This is a genomic window from Burkholderia sp. JP2-270, from assembly GCF_003233675.1.
GTDB classification, from domain to species: Bacteria; Pseudomonadota; Gammaproteobacteria; order Burkholderiales; family Burkholderiaceae; genus Burkholderia; species Burkholderia pyrrocinia_C.
The window spans coordinates 1415495-1429116 of the sequence record NZ_CP029825.1; the positions used below are offsets into that span (position 1 = coordinate 1415495).

The window sequence follows — 13622 nt, forward strand, 5'->3', positions numbered from 1 at the left end:
GCGGGGGTGGCCGGCGCGGCGCTTTTATCGGCGCCGCGGCCGGCTGTTCCTGCGTCGCGCGCCGGTTTGACCCTGCCGCGACCGTTTATATCGGTAACCGTGCACGCATCCGCCACGATGTGCGCTGCCCCCGCCGCTCCGTCCGACGCCGCCCCGCTTCGCAGGCCGGCCGCCTCCGTCACATCTGCGCGATGATCCCGACGATGCGGTAGCGCACGTTCCCCAGCTTGACCCGCGTTGCCTCGATCTGGTCCTGCGCGCCCGTACGCGCGCGCGCCTTCGATTCGCCGTCGAGAATCTGTCCGAGCACGTCGCGATCGACGACCGCATCGAAGAACCGGCCGACCGTGATCGTCGCCGACTGCTTCGCGGTCGCGAGCTGGCTGTTCGCCTGCGTCAACGCTTCGGCACGCAGGCCCTGGTCGCGTTCGTCGATGCTGCGCCGGTATTGGAGCGCGAACACGAGCGCTTCCATGTCCTGCCGGAAACGTCGGACGGCCTGCCCGAACATGAGCGAATGCGCGTCGGCGCCCGTGACGAGCCGCCCCTGGTTGATCGTCAGGTCGAATTCGCTGCCGCCCAGGTCGCGCTGGAATTCCAGCAGCGCATTCGCGAGCACGCGCCCTTCGCTGTATTGGCCGATCTGGGTGCGCACGGATTTCGCGACGTCGCCGATCGCTTTCCACAATCCGGCCGCGAACAGGTGATCGCCACGCTTGTTGATGTTCATCGGAGGGTTCCCTCGTTGTCTTTTGTCGGTCTCTCAGGCTCGCCCGCGGACCGGGCGGTCCGGGGCTTCGCTACTGTATGAGAAATTCGACGGACGCGGAAGACGGCAAGATCGACGTCGTGCCGCTTCATGGGCTCGGCATCGGTTACGTCGACGCACACCGGCTCGCTTCGGTTCGACTGACCAGCGGGCAGAGAGCTGTGGACACGCGACCGGCACCTGCTGGCCGCAGCCGACCGCCTGCAGCTCGCCGCTCACCCCGCCCACTGACCCGACGAGATCGGCGGCACGAACACCCGCCATGCAAAAAGGCGGAAGCGGCCCACCGGCCACTTCCGCCTTTCTGTTTCTCTGCCCCGGCGCACCGACCACCGGGTATCGCGCCGTCAATCGATCCGGCCCGTCACTCCGCCTTCCCGTCCCGCAGACGCGGAATCGCGAGCGGATTGCGTTCCTGCAGCCCTTCGGGCAGCAGGTCGTCCGGGAAGTCCTGGTAGCACACGGGCCGCAGGAAGCGCTCGATCGCCGTCGCGCCGACCGACGTGACGGCCGGGTTCGACGTCGCGGGGAACGGCCCGCCGTGCACCATCGCATCGCACACCTCGACGCCGGTCGGATAACCGTTGACGAGCAGGCGCCCGGCCTTGCGTTCGAGGATCGGCAGCAGCCGGCGCGCGAGCGGCTTGTCGCCGGCGTCCATCTGCAGCGTGGCCGTGAGTTGGCCTTCGAGCGCGTCGAGCACGCGCGCGACTTCGTCGAGATCGCAGCAGCGCACGATCAGCGACGCCGGCCCGAACACCTCGTGGCTGAACGCCGGCTCGGCCAGGAACGCCTGCGCGCCGACTTCGTACAGCGCGCCGCCCGCCTGGCATTCGGTTTGCGCGGCCTCGCCCGCGCCGATTTCGCGTACGGCCGGCAGTTCGGCCAGCTTGCCGCGGCCGTTGCGATACGCATCGGCGATGCCGCGCGTGAGCATCACGCCGGCCGGCTTCTTCGCGAGCGCCTGCGCGGCGACAGTCTCGAAGCGGTCGAGGTCGGGGCCGTCGATCGCGAGCACGAGGCCGGGGTTCGTACAGAACTGGCCGACGCCGAGCGTCAGCGAATCGACGAAACCCGTCGCGATCGCGTCGCCGCGCGCGGCGAGCGCGGCCGGGAACAGCACGACGGGGTTGATGCTGCTCATTTCCGCGTAGACGGGAATCGGCTGCGGGCGCGCATTCGCGAGCTGCACGAGCGCCATGCCGCCCTGCCGCGAACCCGTGAAGCCGACGGCCTGGACCGCCGGATGGCTGACGAGCGCCGCGCCGATCACGCGGCCGGGGCCGATCAGCAGCGAGAACACGCCGGCCGGCATCCCGCATTTCGCGACCGCGGCGCGGATCGCGCGGCCGACCAGCTCCGACGTGCCGAGGTGCGCTTCGTGCGCCTTCACGATCACCGGGCAGCCGGCCGCGAGCGCCGACGCCGTATCGCCGCCGGCCACCGAGAATGCGAGCGGGAAGTTGCTCGCCCCGAACACGACGACGGGCCCGAGCCCGACCTTCTGCAGCCGCAGGTCCGCGCGCGGCAGCGGCGTGCGCGCGGGCTGCGCGGGATCGATCGACGCGGCGAGGAAGCGCCCGTCGCGCACGACGCGCGCGAACAGCCGGAGCTGGCCGACGGTGCGGCCGCGCTCGCCCTGCAGCCGCGCGACGGGCAGGCCCGTTTCGGCGTGCGCGCGCTCGATCAGCGCGTCGCCGAGCGCGACGATCTCGTCCGCGATCGCGTCGAGAAACGCCGCGCGGGCCGCGAGCGGCTGCGCGCGGTACGCATCGAACGCGTCGCGCGCGAGTTCGCACGCGCGGTCGACATCGGCCTGCGTCGCGACGCCGAACGCCGGCGCATCGATCGGTTCGCCCTTCGTCGGGTCGAACGCGCGCAAGGTACCGGCCGAGCCGGCCACCGCTTCGGCGCCGATCAGCATCTCTCCTGTCAGTTGCATGGGGTGTGCTCCGTGGTTCGGGAATGGATTGTCCATTGTAGCTCAACAGATACGATGTCTGCCGACACCAATTCATCATTCGCGCCGACTTTCGGCCGTCCCGCGGCGCGCCTGAAATCCTTTTCCAGTCAACCTTATCACGGCATTCTCACTATCTGGCGTCACTCGTCAAAGGGAAAACCCGAGGTTTCTGCATCCGGGCATTGCCCATAAACTTCCGCCCATGTCATACGACGACGTACTACATTAACATGCCGAATCAGACCACCCCTCGCGATCTCCCGATCGACCTCGCGCGCACTGCGCGCCGGACCGCCGTGCGCTACTGGATCCTGGCGATGCTGTTCGTCGTCACGACGCTCAACTACGCGGACCGTGCGACGCTGTCGATCACCGGTACGCCGATCCGCAAGGCGTTCGGCATCGATCCGGTGACGATGGGCTACATCTTCTCGGCGTTCAGCTGGGCGTACGTGCTCGCGCAACTGCCGAGCGGCTGGCTGCTCGACCGCTTCGGCGCACGGCGCGTGTACGCGGCGAGCATCTTCCTGTGGTCGGCGTTCACGCTGCTGCAGAGCACGATCGGCCTCGGCGGCAGCGCCGCGTTCGCGGTCGCCGCGCTGTTCGCGATGCGCTTCGCGGTCGGCATCGCCGAAGCGCCCGCGTTTCCCGCCAATGCGAAGGTCGTCGCGAGCTGGTTCCCGACCGCCGAGCGCGGCACGGCGTCGGCGATCTTCAACGCCGCGCAATATTTCGCGGCCGTGGTGTTCTCGCCGCTGATGGCGTGGCTCACGCATGCGTACGGCTGGCACCACGTGTACCTGTGGCTCGGCCTCGCGGGCATCGCGCTCGCGTTCCTGTGGCTGCGCGTGATGAAGGATCCCGCCGACCATCCGGCCGTGAACCGTGCGGAACTCGATCACATCGAGCAGGGCGGCGGCCTCGTGCGGTCGAAGTCGCGCGGCACCGGTCCAGCGTCCGAAGGCAGCCGCGTCGCCGGCTGGTACTACGTGCGCCAGCTTCTGTCGAACCGCATGCTGATCGGCGTCTATCTCGGTCAATACTGCGTGAACGTGCTCACGTACTTCTTCCTCACGTGGTTCCCGATCTACCTCGTGCAGGCGCGCGGCATGTCGCTGCTGAAAGCCGGCTTCATGACGTCGCTGCCCGCGATCTGCGGGTTCCTCGGCGGCGTGCTCGGCGGGATGCTGTCGGACGCGCTGATCCGCCGCGGCGTGTCGCTGACGCTCGCGCGCAAGATCCCGATCGTCGGCGGGATGTTGCTGTCGATGGTCATCATCGGCTGCAATTACGTCGACAGCGAAGCGCTCGTGATCGTGCTGATGGCCGTGTCGTTCTTCGGCAAGGGGATCGGCTCGCTCGGCTGGGCCGTGGTCGCGGATACCGCGCCGAAGGAAGCGATCGGCCTGTCGGGCAGCCTGTTCAACATGTTCGGCAACACGGCCGGCATCGTCGCGCCGATCGCGATCGGCTACCTGGTCGGCGCGAGCGGTTCGTTCAACGGCGCGCTCGTGTTCGTCGGGCTGAACGCGCTCGTCACCGTGTTCAGCTATCTCGTGATCGTGAAGGACATCAGGCGCGTCGAGCTGCGTCATCGCGACGCTTGAGCTTTGGCGGAAAACTTCGGCGGAAAAGGATGGAAGACGACGGCGGCCGCGTAAAAGCGGCCGCCGTTCTTGCATCAGGTCGCGGAATGCACGACACGCAGCATGTCGTGCACGCCGGATGTCATCAGCGCGAGGAACGCGAGCAGGCCGACATAGCACAGCGCATACGTCGTCTTCGTCTCGATCGACGTCGCGTAGTACACGCGGTTCTCCGGCGCGTCGGGATCGTAGCGCCACGCGCGCTTCAGCTGCGGCAGCGCGAGGATCGCCATCACGATCAGCAGCGGGCTCGGGCGATATGCGAACAGCGCGATCAGCACCGGCACGCCCGCGAACCAGATGCGCGGCGACAGCACCGCGGTGATCCGGCCGCCGTCGAACGGCGACAGCGGAATCATGTTGAACAGGTTCAGGAAGAAGCCCGTGTACGACAGCGCGAGCAGCAGGTTGCTGTCATAGTGGCGCGCAGCCGCGTAGCAGGCCAGCGCACCGAGCGTGCCGACGAACGGCCCGGCGAGCCCGACGTACGCTTCGGTTTCCGCGTCGTGCGGCATCTCCTTCAGCTGGATCCATGCGCCGACGAACGGGATGAACGTCGGCAACCCGACGTCGAGCCCGCGCCGCTGCGCGGCCAGGTAGTGGCCGGCCTCGTGCACCAGCAGCAGCGCGACGAAACCGGCCGCGAACCGCCAGCCGTAGAACAGCGCGTAGACCGCGATCGACGCCAGCATGGTGCCCGCCGAAACGAGCACCTTGCCGAGCTTGAGGCCGCCGAAGATCAGCAGCAACAGCTTCGTCATTCCTTGCGCTCCGCACCGGACAAGTCGGACGCATCGGCGACGGCCGGCACCGCGGCCGCCTTCGGCTTGCGCCCGAAGAAGCGCTTCAGCGCCGCGCCGCCGGCCAGCAGCGCAACCGCGCCGATCTTGAAGAACTTCACCGCGAACGCGCCGATCAGCGCGAGCAGGCCGAGCTTCTTCGCGCCGACGCCGACGATCAGCGCCGCGAGGCCATACTCGGCGACATGGTCGGTCGACTTGTTGAAATCGGCATAGCGCTTGCCGTCGTTGAAGCTGATGTTCGACAGCAGGCCGTCGGCCGACGCCTTGTACTTCGGCAGATCGGCCAGCGTCGACGCCATCGTCAGCGACAGGTAGCCGTCGCGGCCGAGCACGAGCGTCCGGTAGTTCACGCCGTCGTTCGCGGCGTTCGGAGCCGCACCCTTGTCGCGGATGATCGCGGACCACACGAGCCGGTGCGTGGCCGCGTCGTACGCGGGCGCTTTTGCCCAGCCGACCACCTCGGTTTCGGGCAGGCCGCGTTCCTTGCGTGCCGGGTTGTTCTCCTCCGTGCCGGCCTGCAGGTTCTTCAGCAGTTCGTCGGGCTTCCAGTCCTTCGCGTCGTCGTCGCGGATGTAACCGCTCGGCTCGAACGACACGACCGAAATCCAGTCGGCGTCGGGATCGTCGGGCAGCACGAGGCCGACCAGCTTCGATTCGTCGACCGAGTTGCCCATCGAACGCAGGTAGCGGCCGGCTTCGGCGGCCGGCACGAACGACTCGCCGGCCTTCAGCTTCAGCACGGCTTCGTGCTTCACGTCGATGTCGGTCGGCCCTTTGACGACGGCCTCGTTGGCGGCCGCGGCGGCGGCCCTCATTTCCACCTGCGCAGCTTCGGTCTGCGCGTGGCCGCTGGTCGCGGCGAGTGCGAGCGTCGCCACGCAGACGAGCCGGACGGCAAGCTTTTTCATTTTCATTGTTGGATTCCCCTGGAATGCCTTGTTGTAAACGTGCGCGGAACCGGCCCATGCATTGTCGTCGCGGGTCCGGAATCGCCTCTCAGGCGGCACGGAAGCTATGGTAACGCAGCGTCGGGGTGCGCCCGGGGAACGGCGCGATGCTTACGTCGCAGGTAATGCCCAACGCGCGCGGGATTGCCTATCATCTGCTGCATGAACCCGACCGCCGCCCTCCATTCGCCCTCCCCGTCCGCCGGCCGCGCGTCCGGCATCGGCCCGCTGCTGCGCACGTGGCGCCAGCGCCGGCGCCTGAGCCAGATGGCGCTCGCGCTCGACGCGGAAGTCTCGGCGCGCCACCTGAGCTTCGTCGAATCGGGCCGCGCGCAGCCGAGCCGCGAGATGGTGCTGCATCTCGCGGAGCGGCTCGACGTGCCGTTGCGCGAACGCAATGCGCTGCTGGTTGCGGCCGGCTTTGCGCCGCTCTTTCGAGAACGGCCGTTCTCGGATCCGCAGCTGGATGCCGCACGCCATGCGGTCGAAGCCGTGCTGCGCGGCCATGAGCCGTACCCGGCGCTCGCGGTCGACCGCCACTGGACGCTGCTCGCCGCGAACCGGATGCTCGGCGCGCTGGTCGCGCAGGCCGATCCGTCGCTGCTGCAGCCGCCCGTCAACGTGCTGCGGCTGAGCCTGCATCCGGCCGGCCTCGCGTCGCAGATCGTCAACTGGCATGAATGGCGCGCGCACATCCTGCATCGGCTGCAGCGGCAGATCGATGCAAGCGGCGACCGCACGCTGCATGCGCTGCGCGACGAGCTCGCCGCGTATCCGGCGCCTGCCGGCCAGCCCGACGACGCGCAGGCGCGCACCGACTTCGCGGATATCGCCGTGCCGCTGCGGCTGCGCACCGTGGGCGGCGAGCTGACGTTCTTCAGTACGACGACAGTGTTCGGCACGCCGGTCGACGTAACGCTGTCGGAACTCGCGATCGAAGCGCTCTTTCCGGCGAATCCGGAGACGGTGGACGCGATGCGGAAGCTGGCGGACGCGTTGGCTGCGTAGTAGCAAGCGGGCAGCGGAGATTGACGGAAGCCGCCGCCCGAACGCCGGCTTCCTCGCCAGCACTGGTATGCCGGCGGTCGGCGCAACCGTCAAGACGACGAATTTTCCCCAAAGCATAGAGATCGGGCGCCATGGCAAACCTGGGCGCTGGTGAGTCCGATCAAAATGCGTCGTCGCATCTCAATGCTGCAGATCCGGGACGCGTCCGTGTTCCGGAAAACTCAAATGTAGCGGCACCTGTGCCATTTCCCCCATGACTCACTCAGCCGAATGTCAAATTTGTTTAGTACGTCTTTTCAATTTGACTGTACTCGAAAGAGGGCTTCGGTAAAGAAATCGCGAATGCATTGCGATCGGGAAATCGTGAGAACGACAAGCAAGCCACAACACAATTTTTATATCGAGCCTAGGAAAAACATGAGCAAGATGCATCGAGGGTTGGGGAATCCGGCATTGCGCGCGCCGGCGAAATCGAAAGCAGCGCTGGCCATCGCCGTGAGCGCAGCGGTTGTCGCATTCGCGGCTTCCGCACCCGCGCGCGCCGATTATGTGCAGAACGGGACGTCGACCGAAACGTCGGCCGGCTGTGTCGGCAACATCGCCATCTCGGGAAGCGGCACGTATCCGGCCGCGGCAACGGGTTGCGACAACGTGGCGATCGGCACTGCGGCAGTCGCGAATTCGGGCTCGTCGACCGGAGCCTATAGCGAAACCGTCGCGATCGGCCGCATGGCGGCCGCGACCGGTACGCTTGCGACGGCCGTCGGCGGAAATGCCGTGGCAACCGGCGACCAGGCGACGGCGGTGGGCGCGGCCTCAAGCGCGGCCGGAACCCAGGCGACGGCAGTCGGTAACGGAGCCATCGCGAACGGCGCGACGGCATCCGCCTTCGGCCAGGGCGCGTTTGCCGTCGACCAGTCGACGGCGGTCGGGCAAAGCGCCAGCGCCACCACGACATTCTCCACGGCCGTGGGCAAGGGCAGCATTGCGGCCGGCGGTACGTCACTCGGCTTTCAGGCAAACGCCGGCGCGAACGATGCGGTAGCGCTCGGCGTCGACAGTTCGGCCTCCGCTGTCGGGAGCATCGCCATTGCGCGTGCGACGGCATCCGCGGTGAATGCGGTCGCGATCGGCGAAGGCGCGAACGCCGCCGATGCGAATTCCGTCGCGCTGGGCTCGAACGCATCTACTCGCGCTTTCACCACCGTCAACAGCGTGACGCTCAACGGCGTCAGCTACGGCGGCTTCGCAGGCACGCCGGTAGGTGTGGTCAGCGTCGGCAGCGCGGGCGCCGAGCGTCAGATCGTGAACGTCGCGGCCGGCGCGATCAGCGCGACCAGCACGGATGCAGTCAACGGCTCGCAGCTCTTCTCGATCGCAAATCAGGTTTCCACGTTGACGGCGGATCTGGCAACGCTCACGACGACCGTCGGCAAAATTTCGACGAGCGTCCCGAGCGGCACTGTGACGGACGATACAGACACCGCAATCGGCAAAAATACGCGGGTCAGCGCGCCGAACGGGACCGCGATCGGCGACGGCTCCAATGTCTCGGGCGACAACGGTACGGGCATCGGCGTCAATTCCACCGTCACGGCGGCGAACGGAACCGCCATCGGCACGAATTCGAGAGTCACCGCGCCGAACGGAACGGCGATCGGCGCAGGGTCGAATGTCTCCGGCAAGGACTCTACCGCGATCGGCACGAACAGCCGCGCAACCGCCAGCAATTCGGTTGCGTTGGGAGCGAATTCGGTCGCCGACCGGGACAACACGGTATCGATCGGCGCGCCGGGCGCCGAGCGTCAGCTCACCAACATGGCCGACGGCACGGCGCCGACGGACGGCGTCAACGTTCGTCAGTTGAACGGCGCAATCAATTCGGTTCGCGAAGAAATGTCGAAGTATCGCAAAGACGCGAATGCGGGCACGGCAAGCGCGATCGCGATGGCGAACATGCCGCAAGCCGTGCTGCCGGGTGAAAAGGTGGTCGCGCTCGGCGGCGGCACGTATGGCGGTCAAAGCGCGATGGCGATCGGTCTTTCCGTCGCGACGGCGAAATGGCTGGTCAAGGGTTCGGTGACGACGGCGGTTTCCGGCCACGGCTCGTTCGGTGCGGGTGCGGGCGTCGGCTACCGCTGGTAAGCGTGCTCGGCCCGTGAAGCGTCAAGAGACGGTTGCTTGACGCTGCAAGGCAAGCCATCGGCGCGACGCGCCGATGGCGCCACGGTCTCACGCGGCACGCCGGTTTCCCGGTCGCCGCAGCAGGCTGCGCCGCCGTATCCGGAAACGTCGCGATCTGCCCTGCCGGCTGCCCGTTCAGCGCGCCGTCGCGCACGGCTATCTGCCCATGCACGACCGTATGCACGGGCCAGCCCGTGACCGCGCATCCGTCGTAAGGCGTCCAGGGGGCGGAACGAACGATGTGCCGGCATGCGCGGAGGGCACCGACGCTTGTCGGTCGGCGTGGAGCCGCCGCGAAGCGCCCCCGCCGCGGCCCCGTCGTCACGTATCACGTATACAGCGACGCCGGCGGCAATTCTCCCGTCAGCGCGAACCGGCCGACATCGCGCAGCCGATAGTCGAGCGGATCGTGCAGCGTATGCGTGCGCGCATTCCGCCAGAAGCGGTCGAGGCCGAGCGACGCGGCCGTCGCGCGCGCGCCGCATGCGTCGAACAGCGCTTCGCCGTTGTCGAGCGCCGCGCGCTGCGCGACGATCTTCGCGTCCGATACCGCGAGCGCCACCTCCGCTCGCTCGTCCGACGTCAGCGCATTGTGCCGCGCCCACGCGTGCTGCAGCGCGCCGGCCGCGCGATCGGCCAGCGCCGCTGCGGCAACGGCCCGCACGCGCATGTCGCCAAAGCGCTGCAGCGTGTACGGATCGTCGCTCGCCTGCGCCGCGTCCGAGTGAATCCACGGCCGGCCATGCTTCAGCACATAATCGCGAGCCTCAGCCAGCGCGCCTTCCGCGAGCCCGACGAACAGGTTCGTCAGCACGAGCTGCGACACGAGCGTGCGCAGCGTCGCACGCGGCGTCGGCGGCGCCTCGGAACGGTGCAGCACCTCGTCCGGGGCGAGCGTCACGCCGTCGAAGCGCACACTGCCGCTGTCGGTCTGGCGCTGGCCGATCGGGTCCCAGTCGTCGTTGACCGTGATCCCCGGGCGATCGGTCGGCACCACGCCGAACACGGTGCGGCCGGTTTCCGGATCGTGCGCGGACACGGTCATCCGCTGCGAGCCGCGCGTGCCCGAACAGAAGCCCTTCACGCCGTCGAGCCGGTAGCCGCCGTCCGGCGTCGCGGTGGCAACGAGGCGCGTGTCGAGCGGATTGACCGCATTGCCCCACCACCAGCGCTGCTCGACCGTGCCGCGCAGATAGCGTTCGCGCTGCGCGGCGCTGCCCCACACATCGACGCTCACCACCTGCAGGCACTGGAACCCAACGAGATGCGCAAGCGCGCTGTCGACGCGCGCGATCTGCCGGATCGCGTCGTAGATCGCGGGCCACGCGGCTTCCTGCCCGCCGAACGCGCGCGGCACCGCAAGCGTCAGCAGGCCCGCATCGGCGAGCCACTGCTTCTCCTGCGTCGCGTGACCGCCCGCGCGATCGCGTGCGGCGGCGGTTGCGCGCAGTGCGTCGATCGCGCGCGTCAATGCGCTCCGGTCGAACGCCGGCGCATCGTCGGTATTCGGCGCAAACGTCGCCAGGCCGCGTGGATCGTTCATGCGACGGCTTCCTGCCGAGCAGCTTCCTGCACAACGGCTTCGCCCGACAGCGGCACGAGCGCGCCGAGCGCGCCGAGCCGGCGGCCGGTCAGCCGCGACAGGATCTCGCGCCGCCAGTCGTCGTAGATCGCGCGATATTCGGCGATATCCGCACCGAACACATGCGCGGTATGCGCGTACTCGTCGTGCAGATAACCGTCGAGCCGCGCCTGCGTTTCCTCGTCGGCCGCGATCACGCGATCGATCAGCGCGTCGCGTTCCGCCGCCGGCAGCGCGGCGAGCTTGTCGAACCACCACTGGACGATCTGCACGCGATGCCATTCCTCGTCCGGCCGGATCCGGTTCTCGCCGTGCTCGCGCATCGCGCCGTCGCCGATGCGGCCGGTCTTGCGCTGGATCCACAGCTTCGCGAGGATGTGCAGCTCGTAATGCCATTCGAACGCGAGAAAACCCGCGACGTCGCGCACCGCGATATCGCCGATGCGCGCCCAGTGTGCAGCGACGAGCCGGTCGATTTCCGGCAGCGGATCGCGCCCCGTGAGTTCGGTCACGCGCTCGCGGCCGATCACCGCATGCGCGCCGTCGTCGCCGAGCTGGCGCGACAGGATCAGCTGGAAATGCGGATCGTCGCGGAACAGCGTGTCGATCGCCTTCGCGACGACCTGCACGATGAACAGGTCGTGCGACGCCATCTTCGTGTAGTAGTCGGCGACGGCAGCCAGCTCGTCCGCGTTGGCCGGCTCGCGCGGCGGCGTGGCGAGCTTGGTCGGGAAGCCGGGACGATGGCGTCGCGCCACGTCGATAAACAGCGCTTCCTCGAATTGTCCGTTCCATTCGCGCGGCGCGCCGATGGGCAAGGTCATAGGGTTCGTTCTCTCAGGATCATGAATGAAACGAGCGGATGCTTGTGGCACCGCTCAGGTACGCCGGGTCACGCGTCGGACCAGGCGGTCGCCCGTGATCTGCACGGCCGAGACGAGCGCGATCAGGATCACGATCACGGTCGCCATGACGGTGGTGTCGAAACGCTGGTAGCCGTAGCGGATCGCGAGATCGCCGAGCCCGCCCGCGCCGACGGCGCCCGCCATCGCGGTCGAGCCGATCAGCGCGACGACGGTGATCGTGAAGCCGCCGAGCATGCCGGGCAGCGCCTCCGGCAGCAGCACGTGCCACACGATATGGCGGCGCTTCGCGCCCATCGCGAGCGCGGCCTCGATCAGCCCGCGATCGACTTCGCGCAGGCTCACTTCGGCGATCCGCGCGAAGAACGGGATCGCGGCGATCGACAGCGGCACGACGGCCGCCCATACGCCGATCGTCGTGCCGATCAGCACGCGCGTGAACGGCAGCAGCGCGACGAGCAGGATGATGAACGGCGTCGAGCGGAACACGTTGACGAGCGCGCCGAGCACCGCGTTCACGCCGCGCCGCGCGTAGATGCCGCCGGGTGCGGTCGTCACGAGGATCACCGCGAGTGGGATGCCGATCAGCGCCGCGATCGCGGCCGACGCGGCGACCATCGACAACGTGTCGCGGATCGCGTCGAGCAGTTCGGGCCACCAGAGCTCAAACATAGCCGAGCACCTCCGCGTGATTCGCATGGCGGCGCGCGCGTTCGAGCAGCGCGGCAACCGCGCCGCCGCGTGCCGACGACTGGCCGGCGTCATCCGCGCGCGGCGCGGCCGCGATCACGAGCCGCCCCTGTGCATGCCCCTGGATGCGCTCGATCCCGCCGTGCAGGAAACGCACGGAACCGCCGAGCGCCGCCGCGAGCGCGCCGACGTCCGGCTCGCCGCCGCTCTCGCCCGTATAACGAACGTCGAGCACGACCTGCGCGCCGGCGGGCAATGCCGCCTGCTCGGGCAGCGGCTGCACGCGCGCAGCCAGCTCGGCCGGCAGGTCGTGCACCAGCGTGCTGAGCAGCGCGCGCGTCGCGCCGTGGCGCGGATCGCCGAACACGCGCCACACGGGGCCCGTTTCGACGACTTCGCCCTGTTCGATCACCGCGATCGTGTCGCACACCGCACGGATCACCTCCATCTCGTGCGTGATCAGCACGATCGTCAACCCGAGGCGGCGGTTGATGTCGGCGAGCAGCGCGAGGATCGACTGCGTCGTCTCGGGATCGAGCGCCGACGTCGCCTCGTCGCACAGCAGCACCTCGGGATCGTGCACGAGCGCGCGGGCAATGCCGACGCGCTGCTTCTGCCCGCCCGACAGGCTCGCCGGATACGCGTCGCGCTTCGCGGTCAGCCCGACGAGTTCGAGCAGCGCGTCGGCCTTGCGCGTACGCTCGGCCTTCGGCACACCGGCGATCTTCAGCGGCAGCACGACGTTCTCGAATACCGTCTTCGCGGACAGCAGGTTGAAATGCTGGAACACCATGCCGGTGCGGCGGCGCAATGCGACGAGCCCGTCTTCGTCGAGCGCGCCGACGTCGACGCCCTGCACGCGCACGCGGCCCGAGCTCGGTCGTTCGAGGCCGTTCAGGAGCCGCAGCAGCGTCGACTTCCCGGCGCCGCTGCGGCCGATGATCCCGAACACCTCGCCGCGCCGCACGTCGAGCGTCACATCGCGCAGCGCGGCGGCATGGCCGCGCGGCGTCGCGAACACCTTGCCGACCTGCTCCAGCGACACGGCAACGCCATCGGCCGGCGCAGCCGTTGTCTCATGCACCCTTGCAGCGGCGCCGGCGCGCGCGGCCGATGCGTCGATGAAACCCAGCGTATCGAACAATTGCGTCATCGCTTCGCTCCGTC

11 protein-coding genes are annotated in these 13622 nt (G+C 68.4%); 3 read left to right on the forward strand and 8 right to left on the reverse strand.

The window, feature by feature from the left end; translation table 11 throughout:
* Window positions 1-178 precede the first annotated feature (178 nt).
* Both DM992_RS24250 and DM992_RS24260 read right to left on the reverse strand, forming a co-directional pair.
* Entirely contained in the window at window positions 179-730 is a 552-nt protein-coding gene (locus DM992_RS24250; RefSeq protein WP_034181774.1) for a hypothetical protein, read from the reverse strand.
* Window positions 731-1133: 403 nt separating this feature from the next.
* On the reverse strand, window positions 1134-2711 hold the full coding sequence (locus DM992_RS24260) for an aldehyde dehydrogenase (NADP(+)) (RefSeq protein WP_111018967.1): 1578 nt from the start codon (window positions 2709-2711) through the stop codon (window positions 1134-1136).
* 251 nt (window positions 2712-2962) lie between these two features.
* Between DM992_RS24260 and DM992_RS24265 the strand changes: the two genes are divergently transcribed.
* Complete coding sequence (locus DM992_RS24265; protein WP_111018968.1) at window positions 2963-4339, forward strand: MFS transporter; 1377 nt, start codon at window positions 2963-2965, stop codon at window positions 4337-4339.
* Window positions 4340-4413: 74 nt separating this feature from the next.
* Here the strand turns inward: DM992_RS24265 and DM992_RS24270 are convergent, their stop codons facing one another.
* Window positions 4414-5139 (reverse strand): site-2 protease family protein, encoded by a 726-nt coding sequence (locus DM992_RS24270; protein WP_111018969.1) that lies wholly within the window; start codon window positions 5137-5139, stop codon window positions 4414-4416.
* A complete protein-coding gene (locus DM992_RS24275; RefSeq protein WP_111020370.1) occupies window positions 5136-6089 on the reverse strand; it encodes a DUF2167 domain-containing protein in 954 nt (317 codons plus the stop codon). The genes DM992_RS24270 and DM992_RS24275 overlap by 4 nt, the downstream gene beginning before the upstream one ends.
* A 201-nt stretch (window positions 6090-6290) precedes the next feature.
* Between DM992_RS24275 and DM992_RS24280 the strand changes: the two genes are divergently transcribed.
* Together DM992_RS24280 and DM992_RS24285 are read left to right on the forward strand one after the other, a co-directional pair.
* Window positions 6291-7136, forward strand: a complete 846-nt coding sequence (locus tag DM992_RS24280; RefSeq protein ID WP_111018970.1) for a helix-turn-helix transcriptional regulator — start codon at window positions 6291-6293, stop codon at window positions 7134-7136.
* 417 nt (window positions 7137-7553) lie between these two features.
* Window positions 7554-9281, forward strand: coding sequence for a YadA family autotransporter adhesin (locus tag DM992_RS24285; RefSeq protein WP_111018971.1), 1728 nt, complete (start codon window positions 7554-7556; stop codon window positions 9279-9281).
* 367 nt (window positions 9282-9648) lie between these two features.
* On the opposite strand, the gene DM992_RS24295 is transcribed toward DM992_RS24285, so the two are convergent.
* The 4 genes from DM992_RS24295 to DM992_RS24310 are packed head-to-tail and all read right to left on the reverse strand — an operon-like array spanning window position 9649 to window position 13608.
* A complete protein-coding gene (locus DM992_RS24295; RefSeq protein WP_111018973.1) occupies window positions 9649-10863 on the reverse strand; it encodes an acyl-CoA dehydrogenase family protein in 1215 nt (404 codons plus the stop codon).
* Window positions 10860-11726, reverse strand: coding sequence for a hypothetical protein (locus tag DM992_RS24300; protein ID WP_111018974.1), 867 nt, complete (start codon window positions 11724-11726; stop codon window positions 10860-10862). The genes DM992_RS24295 and DM992_RS24300 overlap by 4 nt, the downstream gene beginning before the upstream one ends.
* 54 nt (window positions 11727-11780) lie before the next feature.
* Entirely contained in the window at window positions 11781-12437 is a 657-nt protein-coding gene (locus DM992_RS24305; RefSeq protein ID WP_027781522.1) for a methionine ABC transporter permease, read from the reverse strand.
* On the reverse strand, window positions 12430-13608 hold the full coding sequence (locus tag DM992_RS24310) for an ATP-binding cassette domain-containing protein (protein ID WP_111018975.1): 1179 nt from the start codon (window positions 13606-13608) through the stop codon (window positions 12430-12432). Before DM992_RS24310 ends, DM992_RS24305 begins: the two co-directional genes overlap by 8 nt.
* Between the last annotated feature and the right edge of the window lie 14 nt (window positions 13609-13622).

What these genes read in the sequence shown, in the direction of transcription:
- DM992_RS24270 (WP_111018969.1), bottom strand. Translation starts at nt 5,139, where the DNA reads ATGACGAAGCTGTTGCTGCTGATCTTCGGCGGCCTCAAGCTCGGCAAG.
- DM992_RS24260 (WP_111018967.1), bottom strand. Translation starts at nt 2,711, where the DNA reads ATGCAACTGACAGGAGAGATGCTGATCGGCGCCGAAGCGGTGGCCGGC.
- DM992_RS24250 (WP_034181774.1), bottom strand. Translation starts at nt 730, where the DNA reads ATGAACATCAACAAGCGTGGCGATCACCTGTTCGCGGCCGGATTGTGG.
- DM992_RS24300 (WP_111018974.1), bottom strand. Translation starts at nt 11,726, where the DNA reads ATGACCTTGCCCATCGGCGCGCCGCGCGAATGGAACGGACAATTCGAG.
- DM992_RS24310 (WP_111018975.1), bottom strand. Translation starts at nt 13,608, where the DNA reads ATGACGCAATTGTTCGATACGCTGGGTTTCATCGACGCATCGGCCGCG.
- DM992_RS24295 (WP_111018973.1), bottom strand. Translation starts at nt 10,863, where the DNA reads ATGAACGATCCACGCGGCCTGGCGACGTTTGCGCCGAATACCGACGAT.
- DM992_RS24275 (WP_111020370.1), bottom strand. Translation starts at nt 6,089, where the DNA reads ATGAAAAAGCTTGCCGTCCGGCTCGTCTGCGTGGCGACGCTCGCACTC.
- DM992_RS24265 (WP_111018968.1), top strand. Translation starts at nt 2,963, where the DNA reads ATGCCGAATCAGACCACCCCTCGCGATCTCCCGATCGACCTCGCGCGC.
- DM992_RS24280 (WP_111018970.1), top strand. Translation starts at nt 6,291, where the DNA reads ATGAACCCGACCGCCGCCCTCCATTCGCCCTCCCCGTCCGCCGGCCGC.
- DM992_RS24305 (WP_027781522.1), bottom strand. Translation starts at nt 12,437, where the DNA reads ATGTTTGAGCTCTGGTGGCCCGAACTGCTCGACGCGATCCGCGACACG.
- DM992_RS24285 (WP_111018971.1), top strand. Translation starts at nt 7,554, where the DNA reads ATGAGCAAGATGCATCGAGGGTTGGGGAATCCGGCATTGCGCGCGCCG.